This window comes from Paraburkholderia sp. J69-1 (assembly GCF_905220255.1).
Taxonomy (GTDB): domain Bacteria; phylum Pseudomonadota; class Gammaproteobacteria; order Burkholderiales; family Burkholderiaceae; genus Paraburkholderia.
The window spans coordinates 1-14,591 of record NZ_CAJMZG010000015.1 but is presented as its reverse complement, the minus strand read 5'-3'; the positions used below and the strand labels follow the sequence as shown (position 1 = coordinate 14,591).

Here is a 14,591-nt window from a genome sequence, read left to right as displayed (position 1 = left end):
ATGCTACGCGATCTTCGCTTTTCTGATCTCTATCTTGAACCAGATGGTGTGTGGTTCAAGCGCAGCGCTGCCGAACGCGAGCGTCGTGTTCTCGATGGCCCGTGGATCGATGTTATCAACGAACTCCGAAGGCATCTGCAAGGGCACAGGACGGGACTCGATTTTCGGACCGAGTGGGACGGTGTAGGGCTGCGTGTCCAGCGGCTGGATACGTTGGACGGTGACGTCTACGTTTGTCGCAGGTTGTTGCAAGAGCCGATCGAGTTCGAGAGTCTTGGATTTCAGCCGGAACTGGTGAAGGCACTTTTATCAGATCGATTCGGGTCCGGGGGCCTGGTCCTATGGACTGGCGCAACCGGAGAGGGGAAATCGATGAGTCAGGCGTCGTGGATCCTCAAGCGCCTCACGATGTATGGTGGAACCGCGTGCACGGTCGAAAATCCGGTTGAGATTCGCATGCAGGGGCGCCACGGTGTCGGCTCCACGGTAGGGACCTGCTACCAGACGGAAATACGCTCCGATGATGAATATGGACCAGCAATACTTCGATTAATGCGTGCAAATCCGAGCATGATCATGCTCGGTGAGATATTGACCCGAAGCGCCGCGGCACAAGCTGCGCTTGCGGGAAGCAGTGGCCATCTCGTGTCTGCGACACTTCACGCGAAAGACGTGCCTACCGCATTGGAGCGCATGAAGAATATGGTCAGGGAGGCAGGGCTCGATATGGGGCTCCTCGCGGATTCGCTTTGCGCTGTGATCCATCAGAGTATGCGGATCATGGAGTTTCAAGGTGGAGAACGGTATGTCATCACCGCATCGCCTTTGATCGTCTCGGGGGTCGTTAACGAGACCGCTATACGTACGAATCTACGTAAGGGGGATTTTTCGCTTTTATCGTCAGAACTCGAGCGCCAGCGGACCTTGTTGAACACAGCGCCCGCTAATAGCAGGAGGCTTTGATGCCCGCACTACTACCAATGGTAGTGCTACTCTTTTTTTGTGGCCTGATAGCCCAGACTGCCTTCTGGTCGCAAACAGTTACCGGTGCGGGCGCGGTTGGCGCCTTGGAGTCCGCTGCGGTTGCGCGCGCCGCGTCTGCGGAGGTTTATGCGTCGGCGTGCGTCGAGGCAGCGTCCGAACTCGGCAACACGGTGAGCAGTGCAATTACTGTGACGTTGCCAGTTGGCGTTGTCGCGCCGACGAACGCCGGTTGCATGACGACTACTGCGAGCAGTGGCCTTAACGTGTTCGCATATGTGCCGTCGGTGCCGGGGGCTGCAGGGAAAATACGCTTGGACACGTCGGGCGACCTCTCTTGGTACGCCGTTCGTAGCACAGGTAGCGCTGTCAACCTTTCGACCGGGACGACTTACTCGGTTTCCTCTTCGATCCCATCTGGAGATTTGCTTGACTGGGTGGTGATTAACCCTTGACGGCCGGTGGCCAAAAAGCGCTCGCTTCTCAGAACACGCGAGCTCGCGCTTCGGCATCACGTTTGCTGATATCGATCGGGAGCCTCCGGGCGAGATAGAGATTAACCCCTGAGGAGTTTCATATGGACGCGCTACTGGGCTACGCGATGGCCATCCTGCTTTCGCTGATGAGCGTGGGCACTTTTATCAAATGGTCCGATACTGGAACCAAGAACATCTTGGCCGCCGCGGTCGCACGCCAAAACGTGCTGTTCAACAAGGCTGTAGAACAGTACGTGCAGGACTATGCAGCTACCCTGGCGGGGCTGGTTACATCGTCATCCCCGACAACCATCACGACGGCGATGTTGATCAATACGGGCTATCTGCCGTCGGGTTTTTCCAGTACCAACGCATACGGCCAGACATGGGAAGCGCAGATATTGCAGCCCTCAAGTGGTGAGCTGGAGACGATGGTTGTCTCGACGGGCGGTACTGCAATCTCCGATCAGCTGCAACTCGTAAAGATCGCGTCGCAGGTCGGTGCGGAAGGCGGATTTATCCCTTACGCCAATCAGGGCGGTGACTCGACGATGACCACGAGCTATGCGCGTGGTGCTTACGGTGGCTGGAAGCAGGCGATGACCACGTTCACGAACCCAGGAAGCGGACATCTCGCTTCGCTGCTGGCCTTCACCAGTTCCTCCACCAATACGAATTATCTGTATCGCGTAGCGGTCACCGGAGAATCGCAGCTCAACGCGATGCAGACAGATCTCTCGCTGGAAGATACAAGCGGTACAAAGCACGACATCAATGACGTCGATGCTCTGAACACCGAGACGGTCGACGCAAGTGGCAATATGACTGCAGGCGGCAAGATCACCGCTACTGGCGCAATCTCTACTTCGAGTACGCTAACTGCCTCCAGCTCGATAACTTCCGGCAGTACGATTACATCGTCCGGAAGAATCACCTCAGGGGAGTACGTACTCGCAAACGGTAGCGCCACCGTTGGGGCAAGTTGCTCAATTGATGCCGCGATGGGAAGCGATGGAACTCAACCGCTTTTCTGTCAAAACGGGGAATGGGTTGAAATTGGCGCTGTTCCAACTGGGACAACGTGTGGCTGGGCAGACTACGACAACAACGGGGACTCTGCACAGGGATGGGCACACGTCTCAGCTTGCGAGGGTTACATTCCAGGTGAACAAGGCTGTCCAAGCGGCTACACATCGACGATAGTGGCGACCATTTCCTTGCACTACGAGTACACCTGTGTCAAGTCATAGTGCGGGAATTTCACTCGGGTGTGAGCTCCCCATGGGAGATTGTTGAACCCAAAGTGCATATAGCGAGAACAGGCGTTTTTAATTAACATGGGATTTTTAGCGAGCACGGTATACTGCGGGCGACGAACGATCACAGTTCGCGTAACTATACGGGGTTGGTTTGCTCTTTTCGCTCGCGCTCTATCTGATCTTGCTGGCAGTCGTCAGCGTGTTGTTCACAGCATCCACATGGGCATTTCTGGATGATCCTGGTCACGGCGGAGACCGTAGTGTCGCGATTGATGGAATGCGCGGTTATCTCGCGTTAAGCGTCATGGTTCAACACGCTGCCGTGGCAAGGCAGTGGTTGGCCACGGGGACATGGACGCTACCGGCGGATCCGCTCTTCTCTCAGTTAGGATCGGTAGCAGTCAGTCTCTTCTTCATGGTGACGGGCTTTCTATTTTGGGGAAAGCTCGTGAAATCTGGCGGCAAACTAATATGGTCTCAGCTGTACATCGGTCGGGTTTTCCGAATTGCGCCGGTATATTTCCTGGCGGTAAGTTTAATGCTTGCCGTAGTTATGTTGCGCACAGGATTTGTTCTCCATGAATCGATGCGAGCTTTTGCCGTCGGTGTGGTTCATTGGTTCGGGCTGGGTCTGCTGATCGGCCATGATTTGAATGGCTATGAGAACACCTGGATCATACTGGCCGGTGTCGTATGGACGTTAAAGTACGAGTGGCGGTTCTACTTTGCGCTACTGCCGGCCTCCATCTTCGCCCGCCGACGCTCACATCTTCCGACCGCAACAGCGCTCCTCGTCGCGAGTCTTTACCTTTCAGAGGTGGGGCAGCAGGGCAACAACTGGTCGTATGTCTCGTTGTTTGCTGCGGGAATGGTAGCTGCGTCTATTCGGAAAGTATGGCCAACCGAAACGATCAACGACCGGGCTGGTTCCTTAGCCGCGGCATTGTTGTTAGTGTTTCTAATTTGGCTTCACCCAGCGCCGTTTTCGTCAATTCAAGCGGGTATCCTCTTCGTATTCTTCGTCTTAATTTCTCAAGGGGCGACGTTGTTTGGCGCATTTTCGTCGACTGCGGCTGTCCGCCTCGGTCACACGAGTTTTGCGATTTACCTGTTGCAAGGGCTGATCTTCAGCATTGTGTGGGACACCGACGCTGGTAGGTCGTTTATTACGAGAACTGAAACTAATTTCTGGTTTGCCACTGTCGGAAGTGCTGTAATGTTGAGCGTAGTTTCTGCGGTAGTTTTTGTCAAACTTGAGAGGCCCGGTATAGCGATGGGACGTTCCGCCGGTCGCAAATTTAGCAGGCGTGCTGAGAGAGTGTTCGGGGCTTTTAACGCATCGCGATGATTACCGTGGATCCCGGTCCGTCGATCGCTGGTCTTTTTCACCATCTTCATTCGTAGGCGCAATACCAAGTAGATTGGATAGGGTAGGCATCTTGAGTCGTTCAATATGCCCGGCCGGCCCCATCGCGGCTGGTCGACAAAGCAATCGCGCGCGCTGGATCTGGTGATTGGTGAATTTGCCTGCGTGTGATGTTCCAGACGTGCTGGTGCGTCCCCGGTGATTGGCTGGTGAGACGGTCGCCTTTCCCGGAGCGGAGTAGGCGACAATGCAGCGGCCGTCGAAGTTTATGCTGTGTCAGTTTCCAGGCGCTTCCTGCTTGTCCAGAAGCAGAGCTAGTCAGTGGCTCACGGCCTTGGCCGATCGGCACGCAATTTGTCTTATTTCTATTCACGATCCGCATAGCCACGACGCCTAAAGCATGCGGTGTGCGCCGTCCACGAAACGCCCAATGGGCTAACTGGCGTCGAACGGACGCAGCTTTACTGCCGCCCGCGAATTTGCTGACCACGCGGTGCCGGTCGCTCTGTATTCCGTTTGAACACGGCTTTCAAACGCCTACTCATTCTGCTCTGTTTGCCCTCAGGTTGACGTGCCCGTGAAAGAGGGGCGAAGCCCATCTCTGGATGTCTCGCGTGTAGGTCAGTGCTGAGATGTGATCAGAGATCTCCGAGCGAAAGGCGCCGCAATGCGGTTGGCATTCGTCTTGGACGAGCGCAGACTCCGGGGCAAACTCCTTATCACTTTGTAAGCGTCGCGTCACAAAACGTGGCTTTGCGCGTTTGAGAACGGTTCTGGTGCACGTGTCTGTCCATCATTCGATGGCGAGTTTGCAGCACTCGATAGCGTCAGAGCCTTCCGGGCGAGATAGAGATTAACCCCTGAGGAGTTTCATATGGACGCGCTACTGGGCTACGCGATGGCCATCCTGCTTTCGCTGATGAGCGTGGGCACCTTTATCAAATGGTCCGATACTGGAACCAAGAACATCTTGGCCGCCGCGGTCGCGCGCCAAAACGTGCTGTTCAACAAGGCTGTAGAACAGTACGTGCAGGACTATGCAGCTACCCTGGCGGGGCTGGTTACATCGTCATCCCCGACAACCATCACGACGGCGATGTTGATCAATACGGGCTATCTGCCGTCGGGTTTTTCCAGTACCAACGCATACGGCCAGACATGGGAAGCGCAGATATTGCAGCCCTCAAGTGGTGAGCTGGAGACGATGGTTGTCTCGACGGGCGGTACTGCAATCTCCGATCAGCTGCAACTCGTAAAGATCGCGTCGCAGGTCGGTGCAGAAGGCGGATTTATCCCTTACGCCAATCAGGGCGGCGACTCGACGATGACCACGAGCTATGCGCGTGGTGCTTACGGTGGCTGGAAGCAGGCGATGACCACGTTCACGAACCCAGGAAGCGGACATCTCGCTTCGCTGCTGGCCTTCACCAGTTCCTCCACCAATACGAACTATTTGTATCGCGTAGAGGTCACCGGAGAATCGCAGCTCAACGCGATGCAGACAGACCTCTCGCTGGAAGATACAAGCGGTACAAAGCACGACATCAATGACGTCGATGCTCTGAACACCGAGACGGTCGATGCGAGTGGAGACGTGACTGTAGGCGGGACGGTCACAGCGACTGGCGCGATCAATGGTAGTAGTACCATTAAGTCGTCAGGGCGCATTACGTCCGGAGAATACTTGCTCGCCGACGGTAGTGCGACATTGGGTAGTAGCTGTTCGGTTAATGGTGCCATCGGCACCGATGGAACTCAGCCATTATTTTGTAAGTCGGGAGTTTGGCATGGCGATACAATGCAACAAGCCATGCAGCAGGTCGGCTGGTTTACTAATACAGACTCCTCATGGGAGACCTTTACAATAGGTTCCTATACTTTCTGCTCTATCATTGGCTCAGAACCGGACAACAGTGACCCAAACGCTGGATGGAATATGTATAGCGATGGTGGAGCGGGAGTGCGAACCTGGTATGTGACCGTGAAAGACGCACAAGTACTAGCAGGCTGTTACAGTTGAGAAAGATACTAGCTGTCGCTGATACACACTCGTTCCGAGTTCCGATCGCATGCTGTATGTTAGCGATTGCCTTCGAGTCAGTGCTGGATGAGACGCCACACGCCGAGGCGCCTCGATCTGCAGCTAAATCATACGTTCGTACTTATAGCGCTTGCTCTGCGCCCTTCCCAACGGGTCGAACGCTATGCCGAGTACGAACAAACCGCGTCATCGGCCTTTCGACGAGGTGATAACACCCAAGTGCGACGCAAACAGCGAGTGAAATCACTGCGATGGCGACGAGATCGCCGGGGACGTGATGTTGTCGATCAATTATCTGAATCAATTTTAACGCAAGCGGTACAGAAAGAACGTGCGTCAAATATAGCGAATAAGACGCATCGCCAAGCTTCCCGATGAGTCTTGCGCCACGCAGACGAGCTTCGAGTGCCAAGGCGACGATGAGAATCGTTAGCGCAGGTATGCCAAAGACTAGGATACGGTTTTCCTCAGTCAGTGTCGGGGAATAAGCAAACTTGCACGCGATTGCTATTAGCAGAGCGATCCCTGCACCGGTTGCTGGTATCTTTTTTCCGGCTGCATAGTATGTCCCGACGAATGCCCCGAAAAGAAACTCCAGAACAATAGAGTTTGTATAGAAGCTAAAAGCCACTCCGGTCGGGTGTGAAAGTCGCAAAAGTGACGTAGATGCGAGCGCGATACCAACGAAAATTAGAGGGCGGCTAGTGAAGCAAAGCGCTAAGCTAAATACCAGATAGAACCATGCTTCGTAGTTGAGCGTCCATCCTACATTGAGGACAGGGGCGACGATTCCCGCCCAGTTGATAGATGGAAAAAAAATGAACGATGTGATCAAGTGCCACGGAGCCAATCGTGCATGTCCAAACGCCGACGGAACAACGACAAGTAGCACAGCGAAAATGGCGGTCATTAGCCAATATAGCGGTACGACGCGTGTGATCCGGGCGACTAGGAATTGCCTCGCGGCACCGACGCCGCCCCTGTCACCTTTGCTTACGAGCGCGATTACAAATCCTGAGATCACGAAGAACACATCCACACCGAGTTCGCCGTAACTGGCGAACCGTGGAAGAAGGCGGGCGGACCACCCATAACTTCCGACGTTCCCGACTGTGTGGAAGGCGACCACGGCTAGTGCTGCGAGGGCGCGAAGCACCTGTATCGATTCAAACCTATCCGACTTCATATGTTTCCTATTTATGGGCTCAGCATGCTAGCGTTTCGGGCTCGAGCCGTTCCTGCTATGCGCAGTCCTCTAATTTTCGGCGACTTGCTTCGTTTTGCAAGCTATGTCGTGTGCACGGGCGTAGCCGCCATTTTACCCCTCCTCATCGGTTTCCAAGATCACCGTTTTTTCCGTGGTTATGTATCCGTCGCTCGCTTAGCCCGTTGAATACACGGGAGAAGCCTCGAGGGGAAACTCGAAGACTAAGGAATTTGCAAGGTAATCTTAATGCGAAGCCGCGAGATACGAGAAAATTCTCTATGAGAGAAATTCCGTTTCGTTATGCCATAACAAAGTATTGAGCCGGGAATTTTCATCCATACGGTGAAGGTGCACTTGCAGCGTCGCCTTTGTAGAGATTCGCACGGTTACTGAAAGGCTCCTTAACGGAGTGGATGTTCCAAATCCTTTCGACTGGTTTATCTGGCGGTAAGTTTATATGTTGGGGGGCAAGCCTCAGGCGAGCAGTAGTGGAGCTGCTGCGCTGCGAGCTCCCGAGCTTGCTGCGGAGATCTGTAGGCGCGAGTGCAGAGTAATTCGTCAAAATTCCATGTTTAGAGCGGCTTGAGCCAGAGTTAAGCGGACGACCTGCGTCGAAGGTGCTTCGGGATCGTTAGGGCATCCGTCGTGATTGTCATTCTGGACAGTAACTGCGGGAAGCAACGGAATCAAACTACAGACGAGCACGATCTTGAAAGTTTTGAGTGATCGTCGAGAAAATCACTGGACCGATTGTCATCCGACGGATATCCAGCTATTCGGTCGATTCGACTATCTATGTCAATCGCACCCAACACGATGAGGCTTAGTTGGCATAGCCGTGTGATATGAGATACTGCACTACATTTTTCACCTTTGCTGCGTAACGGTCTCGGTAAACTGGGGTTGCTGAGTTGTAGCTTCCGATCGCATCCCAGGTGTTTCCATACTTCTGAATGGACTGCTCAAGAATCCACGCCCCCAGATAAACGCTCTTGCAGCCGTCATATAGGTCGCTTTTACTGATGCCGAATTTTGCGAGTTCGGGAAGATGAATTGAGTTGATCTGCATCATTCCATAGTCGACCGAGCCATTGCTGTTGACATTGGTGACGTTTGGCCGGCCGCCGCTCTCCACGATGGCTATAGCTCTCAGAATCGTCGGATTAACGTGGTGGAAACTCGCGGCGTCGTCGAAACAGTCGGCAAATGCTGCGCCCGCTGGCAAGAGGAGCAACAGTGCGAACGATCGGATGAGGAGCACGGGGATGTTCATGCAGATTACCGGGGTATAGGGTCCGGTAATTGTCGGCGGTGTAAAGAAGTGCCTCGGTCTAAAAGCGGCAAGATTGTGGCCGCTATTTGAATGAAGCGAATTCTCGCTTGGCGGAGTTCACATCACTCACGGGTTGGTGGGCGAATTGCGCTGGCCCATGTCTTTCGGTCAGCAGCGGCCTGCGTGTGCTAGAGCTACCGTGGGTGGCTCTAGCACAGATTCGGTCTTAGAAAATGTCGTCTTCCTCTTCGCGGAGCTTGGAGAGGAAGTAAGGCGTACAGTCCCAGAGAAACTTCATTAAGAACGCAACTGCAACGGTCACCAGAACTTTTAAGGCGATGCTGACTACTGCTGCGGCGTTGGCGCAGCCGGGAAGGAGTTCACTAATATAATCACGCGCACCGTTCAAACAAAAAAGGGCGAGACAATAGATCATGACGCACATTGCGGCGATGAGAAGCAGGCCAAACCATGCAGCTGCATTTGCGACGATTAGCTCAGCCGTCGAACGTCTTCCGTTGTCGAGGAATGGAAGCCACATTTTTGTCGGCTTGGGCGTCTCCGTGATCTCCTTGTATGTCGGGTCGTCCGAATATGGCTTCTTCGTGCTCATCTAGCGCTCCTTGCGTAGTTGCACATCGTACTGTTGTGCGTTCATGGTTTGTGCTTAGAGGTTACTGCTAGCGAGACACAATGCAAACTGCGAGGAAGCTAATCCCCTTGTCGCCGTGGGAAGCGAAACCGGTTGGAGAAACGCCGGGCTCCATCGATGTTGTTGATCGAGTGGCGCCGGTAGCGATGCAAGAGCAAACCAGCGCAGAAAATCGCGGCGACGTTTATCCACAATGAGATCGGCAGTTTCTTGATTGGCGTACGATCAAGAATGAGCGTGATGAGGATAGCTGCGCTCAAAACCCCGTCAATTTTCCAGCTCCAGTTCGGTAGCAACAGCGCGAGTTCGCGTCGAACCTTTCGGGATGCGGTCAACAAGTATTGCATCGGCTGGCCTTCCGTTGGTTATGAAGGATGTCTCTGGCCGCGGCGCGCGTTAGGTTTGCACTCGCCGCAATGGTATTCCAGGTAGTCGCGAGGGATGATGAGCGGTACCTTGCAGCTTGCACAAAAGTGCAGCTTGATCTCGGCCGCCTCGTTACCGCGTTCGCTGATCTGTCGAGCGTCGCCAAAAGTCCCGAGCAACGTATACAGCCGCTGTGAGCTAACTACCGTCTTATCAGCGCCCCCGCAGATCTCCTGGTAGTAGGTCAGGGTGCGCGTAAAAGCGACTTCCTTTTTCTGGCGCGGGAGGAGGCCATCGAACGCCGGTCCGCGAAGGGACTGGGTGATGCGGCGGTACGCTAGCAGCACAAACGCACCGTGTATCTGGATTCGATGGCTTTTTGTAAACCATTCGAGGCTTGATGGCAGTTGGCCTGACGTGGATTGGCGACCGAGTTCTTCGGTGTACATTTGGTCGATAAGCGGCTCCGGCACCCGGCTGATACTCCGGACCACCGGTCTACGTGTACCCGCAGCGATAAGGACACGTGCAATACGCTCGTTCAGAGTGGGTGCGTTTCCGTTAGCGATCATGTTTTTACTCCTGTGAGACGGCGCGGGATCGTTAGAATGTTTTGAGAAGTTCCGTGATGACGCGGTCTCGATCGAGCTCAGGCTTGTCGTTGAGCGACACGAGATCGAAGCGTGACTGCCAAAGGGGGAGCCCGTTGTTGGCGGCCCACCTGATGTCGGAATGACTGAGGTTGCGCACAATTTCATACTGCTTGTCGGACAGGCCGAACATAAGGGCCGCGGCTGGGTCATCGTGGCCCTTCAAGCTGCGGTAGCACTCAAGTATCTTCATGTTGGCTTCGGCGATGGCGAGCCGAGCAAGCGGTGGGAGAAAGAGGTCGATTTCGGTTTTTCGGGACATTGGGTTTCCTGTGGCACGAGTGATCAGGCAGCGTGGCTCGACGAAAGAGCGTCAGCCAACGCTCGAAGCTGATCGGCAAGCTGGTCAACTCGCGCGCCGATAGTGGTGTTTGACGCTCTCATCGCCAGAACCGCCGCGGCAGGGAACGCAGAAAGGAGGTCGGCAGCACCTTTCTCGAGTTGGTCGAGTGCGTCTGCGGCGTCTCGTGCCTGTGAGATCTTTTGATCAATTTCCACGAGTTCGAGGTTCAAACGATCCCGTCGCGCTGTCACTTCCGCAAGTTCGCGGCGCGCGTGCTCAAGACTCTCAACATCCTTGGGCAGAACTTCGACCGGTGTTTCGACAATGGAGACTTCCTTCTCGCTCAGGCGTAGTCGATCGATCTCTTGCTGTGCCTCTCTGAGATCCTTGAGAATCGCGTCTCGGTCGGCAGCGACGTCCGTGACTTGCCTTTCGTGTGACCGCAGCTCGACGACCACCGCGTCATGCTTTGCTTGTGCTACCGAAAGGGCCTTCTCTGCGTCCTGCGCATTGGCCTGAGCTTCAGCTGTCGTTGCGGTCAGTTCGCCGATCTGAGCATTTGCCTCCTCAAGCTCGGTTCTAAGCTCTGCGGTAGCCTGTTCGACGATCTGCTTCACCTGGCTAAGGCTCAGTGGCCCTTTCTGCGCCTCCTCATCGATTACCTGCGCCAAGCGGACATCGTCGCTGTCGTCGATGAGCTTGAAGGCGTTGAGCGGCAGGCGGGTGATGTGCGGCGGAATATGCCCGTCTGGATGAAGGAAGCGATTCACCACTTTCCCTATGTAGCGATAGTGACGAAACGTCGATGCAGCTCGCCCGCAGACCTCACAGAAAAATTCCTGGGCTCCTTGATCACCGATAAGCTGGGCCATGCGAAAGGTGATCCACGCGATCTGGACAACCGTTTGGTTCAGGCTCTCAAAGTGGATCCGCAGGGTGATGGCCAGTCCCGCGAGCTCCTGTTGATCTTCCTGTGAAAGACCAGGGGGCATGGTGGGGAGGCGGGTGTTTGTTGCGTGCGCAGCCAGCGATGACATGTGCTTTTCCTCTCAGTAGCCAAAATGACCGGGCTCGAAGATTTGAGCCCACATGTAGAGATACGGCACGAGCCTCTGTTCTTTCACCCCCCAGGCGAGAAAAAAAGTTCCAGATTGTCTGTTTTTGGCAAGACTTAGCGATGTGGCCGATTCACGTTTTGTCGAAAAAAACGTCAAATGGGCAAATGTGGAATCTATAATCCACTTTAAATCAGTGGCTTATGAGTTTCGCCGTGCTATCTTCGGTCTGAAGGCGGTCTCGGGTGCCTTCATTTGTCCCAGATTAAGAACGATAGAATTGCAGCGCTGCGACTGAGAGGGCCGCTATCGAGACGCACGTACACGCCAACACGAAGACGAGATCGCGAAGGTCTGTGCTCAGACGCAGTACGCGTGCGTAGTGGTGGCGAAAGAAGCTGAGAATCCGGTCTTTGACAGGACCGGTGGTGAGGATGGGCGGGACCGCCGGTTTGCCGGCATTTGCGTCCCGTAGCTGCGCTACCGCCGAGTGGACACTTTGTTCCACTCGCGCCGCCAACTCGGCTAGTCGGCGGAACTCGTCCTCTGAATGACGCGCGAGGCTGGCCCATATGTCGAGTTCGAGTGCGTCAGCGAGTTTCTTGTGGATCTGCGTAACATCGGCTGCGTTGAGTATCTCCTGCATTCGCGCAGGGATCGAATCCGCCTTCTCGACCTGTTCAGTGAGCGTGAGCAGCATTGCCTTCCGCTCGTTATCAGACTGCAGGAACTCGCGGTCAGCGCGAATCCGCTCCCTCGCTAGATCCTGGTACTGAACGTGATGGGCGCGGAGTTCGGCGGAAAGTTGCTCGATGCGTTGATCTTCCGTGCTGCGTATCTTAACCACCTCCAGGATGTGGGTGTGTACGCTGCGGATCTCAGCGATCAGCGACTGTGCTTCGGCGCGAAGTGCGCTCGCCTCCTCGACCTGCAATTCGTAAAGCGCTTCCATCGCGCCCCGCGGACCACCACGCAACATGTTCACTCCTCGATCGCAACCGAGGGGTGTGTTACGACCGGCAAGCGGAGGGCCTGGAACGCTTCGTCAAAAGCGATCCTCGCGCTGTTCACTGCCCGCTGGAGGCCGAGCATGCGAATCAGCGCTTGTGTTTCGGCGCTCCTGGGCGACTTGCGCACCGCCTCGGTTACTTTTTCGCGGTAGTTGGTAGTGTCGCGTGCGACTTCTTCGAACGAAAGACCCTCGGCCCGGAGTTCCGAGTGGATCGGGTTTTCGTACAGGATAAGGTCCTTGTAAAAGGAAAGACCGAGGTGTTCTTGAAGATATGCAATTACGGGCTCGAACTGCTCGTCGAGCTGCGAGGGGTCGTCGATGGTTGCGCGGTTAAATAGCACGCGGAGTTTTTCCAGGTTCATGCCGACCTTGCGGAGCGTATCGATCGTCCCGAGTGTCTCCTCCTGGACCCGGCCATCTGGGGTGGTTGGAACGAGGACGATATCAAAATCGTCGATCGAACCGGCCAGCCGCGCGAACTCTTTGATTACGCCAGAGTACTGCGACGCGCCAACGTCGACGATCAGGTCGCTCGGGTACGCGACGATGTCGTCAAAGAGAGTCCTAAAGTCCGGGCCGTTATAGCGAACTACCTCGATTCCATATCGGCTCGCGTCCTGGTTCTGCTTTTCCACTGAGAAAATCCGCGGGTTTCGGAGGCGGGGGTGCAGCAGGGAAGCGACTGTCGTGCTTTTGCCAACTAAGCTGGTGGAATGAATTACGAGAATTTTCAGTGCCATTGGTTTTTCCTTAGGGGGTTGGTAGCTCAGTCTTCTGACTGGCGTTTTCTGGCTCGGTAGGCTGCCATGAGGGCTTTGTGCTCTGCGCCGCCGAATCTGTATCTCGTAACGAGATCGTCTTCGGATCCGGCGTCCCTCTCAACCACTTCTCTGGAATCTCGATCGATCGGAGGTCGATTTTCGCGACCACGAGCTGGAGTAGGTAAAGCTGAGACAGGGGGCGTAGTTGCCGACTCGACCTCAGGTCGCATCGGCATCTCGGATCGCGGCGAAGCATCGGGAATTACAGGAGGCGCGTTGAGGTCGTGACGGTTCGAATTTCGCGCGCCTGTAGCCACACCTTCCACGCGCTGTTCCGCAAAACCCGATGACGGCGGAGGCGGCGCCCGCTTCCCGTCGACGTCGGATAGTGGATCGCGAGGCGCGGCTATTGAAGGTGTGGCGACGTCGCGCGAAGCTGATTGGTTTGCAGGAAGGGCATCCAGATGTCGGAGTATCGTGGATCGGCTCACGCTGACCGAGTATTTAGCACTCAGAAATTCGACGATTTCGCCATAGCTCGCACCTGCGCTCCGAAGCGCGACTATCTCATCCGAATGCTCATCGAGCCTACCGCGGCGCCGCTTCTTGCGAGCCACGGCAAGGAATTCGTCGATCGACGTCACAACATCTTAGACCTTGGTTTTGCAAGTCGCACATGGTCTCACGCTGGCGGCATGGGCTAGAGCACGAAAAATGCTCCAAAGCAGCATTCATTAGCGTTGTAGCGCTCGCTGCTCGAGTGTTGCCCCCGCTGTTGCGTCGCGTTGCGTACTGTTGCGTAGCGTTGCGTCAGCTGTTGCGTCGCGTTGCGTACTGTTGCGTCGCGTTGCGTCAGCTGTTGCGTCGCGTTGCGTACTGTTGCGTCGCGTTGCGTCAGCTGTTGCGTCGCGTTGCGTACTGTTGCGTAGCGTTGCGTTTGTTGTTGCGTCGCGTTGCGTACTGTTGCGTCGCGTTGCGTTTGTTGTTGCGTCGCGTTGCGTACTGTTGCGTAGTGTTGCGTTTGTTGTTGCGTCGCGTTGCGTGCTGTTGCGTAGCGTTGCGTTGCTGTCGCCTATCGTTGCTGGCCTCTTGCGTATCGTTGCTTCAGTTGTTTTTCCAGCGGGCGGGACGTCCTGTCACTGCGCTCGACTTGCGCTACTACGGCCGACAGGGCGGCTCCGCCACAGACCGTTGCTTAGGTGGGGAAGG

At 55.3% G+C, this 14,591-nt stretch carries 13 protein-coding genes; 4 read left to right on the top strand and 9 right to left on the bottom strand.

Features of this window, described 5'->3' with window-relative positions; all coding sequences use genetic code 11:
* From U5A67_RS25310 to pilV (U5A67_RS25295), 4 genes are all read left to right on the top strand, one after another.
* Nucleotides 1-963, top strand: a complete 963-nt coding sequence (locus U5A67_RS25310) for an ATPase, T2SS/T4P/T4SS family (RefSeq protein ID WP_321816718.1) — start codon at nt 1-3, stop codon at nt 961-963.
* Nucleotides 964-1,558: 595 nt separating this feature from the next.
* Complete coding sequence (pilV, locus tag U5A67_RS25305) at nt 1,559-2,707, top strand: shufflon system plasmid conjugative transfer pilus tip adhesin PilV (protein WP_321816719.1); 1,149 nt, start codon at nt 1,559-1,561, stop codon at nt 2,705-2,707.
* 160 nt (nt 2,708-2,867) lie between these two features.
* Nucleotides 2,868-4,064 (top strand): acyltransferase, encoded by a 1,197-nt coding sequence (locus U5A67_RS25300; RefSeq protein ID WP_321816720.1) that lies wholly within the window; start codon nt 2,868-2,870, stop codon nt 4,062-4,064.
* A gap of 892 nt (nt 4,065-4,956) precedes the next feature.
* Nucleotides 4,957-6,102 (top strand): shufflon system plasmid conjugative transfer pilus tip adhesin PilV, encoded by a 1,146-nt coding sequence (gene pilV / locus U5A67_RS25295; RefSeq protein ID WP_321816721.1) that lies wholly within the window; start codon nt 4,957-4,959, stop codon nt 6,100-6,102.
* Between the two features lie 142 nt (nt 6,103-6,244).
* On the opposite strand, the gene U5A67_RS25290 is transcribed toward pilV (U5A67_RS25295), so the two are convergent.
* The 9 genes from U5A67_RS25290 to U5A67_RS25250 form a co-directional block, all read right to left on the bottom strand.
* Entirely contained in the window at nt 6,245-7,309 is a 1,065-nt protein-coding gene (locus U5A67_RS25290; protein ID WP_321816722.1) for an acyltransferase, read from the bottom strand.
* Between the two features lie 844 nt (nt 7,310-8,153).
* A complete protein-coding gene (locus U5A67_RS25285) occupies nt 8,154-8,603 on the bottom strand; it encodes a lytic transglycosylase domain-containing protein (protein WP_321816723.1) in 450 nt (149 codons plus the stop codon).
* A gap of 226 nt (nt 8,604-8,829) precedes the next feature.
* Nucleotides 8,830-9,216, bottom strand: a complete 387-nt coding sequence (locus U5A67_RS25280) for a hypothetical protein (protein ID WP_321816724.1) — start codon at nt 9,214-9,216, stop codon at nt 8,830-8,832.
* A gap of 98 nt (nt 9,217-9,314) precedes the next feature.
* Entirely contained in the window at nt 9,315-9,602 is a 288-nt protein-coding gene (locus tag U5A67_RS25275; RefSeq protein ID WP_321816725.1) for a hypothetical protein, read from the bottom strand.
* A gap of 18 nt (nt 9,603-9,620) precedes the next feature.
* Nucleotides 9,621-10,193 (bottom strand): FlhC family transcriptional regulator, encoded by a 573-nt coding sequence (locus tag U5A67_RS25270; protein ID WP_321816726.1) that lies wholly within the window; start codon nt 10,191-10,193, stop codon nt 9,621-9,623.
* A 31-nt stretch (nt 10,194-10,224) separates the two neighbouring features.
* Entirely contained in the window at nt 10,225-10,533 is a 309-nt protein-coding gene (locus U5A67_RS25265; RefSeq protein ID WP_321816727.1) for a hypothetical protein, read from the bottom strand.
* Nucleotides 10,534-10,556: 23 nt separating this feature from the next.
* On the bottom strand, nt 10,557-11,591 hold the full coding sequence (locus U5A67_RS25260; RefSeq protein ID WP_321816728.1) for a hypothetical protein: 1,035 nt from the start codon (nt 11,589-11,591) through the stop codon (nt 10,557-10,559).
* 283 nt (nt 11,592-11,874) lie between these two features.
* The gene (locus tag U5A67_RS25255; RefSeq protein WP_321816729.1) at nt 11,875-12,588 is read right to left on the bottom strand and encodes a hypothetical protein; all 714 of its coding nucleotides are present in this window, start codon (nt 12,586-12,588) and stop codon (nt 11,875-11,877) included.
* Between the two features lie 2 nt (nt 12,589-12,590).
* On the bottom strand, nt 12,591-13,361 hold the full coding sequence (locus tag U5A67_RS25250; protein WP_321816730.1) for a hypothetical protein: 771 nt from the start codon (nt 13,359-13,361) through the stop codon (nt 12,591-12,593).
* Nucleotides 13,362-14,591 lie beyond the last annotated feature (1,230 nt).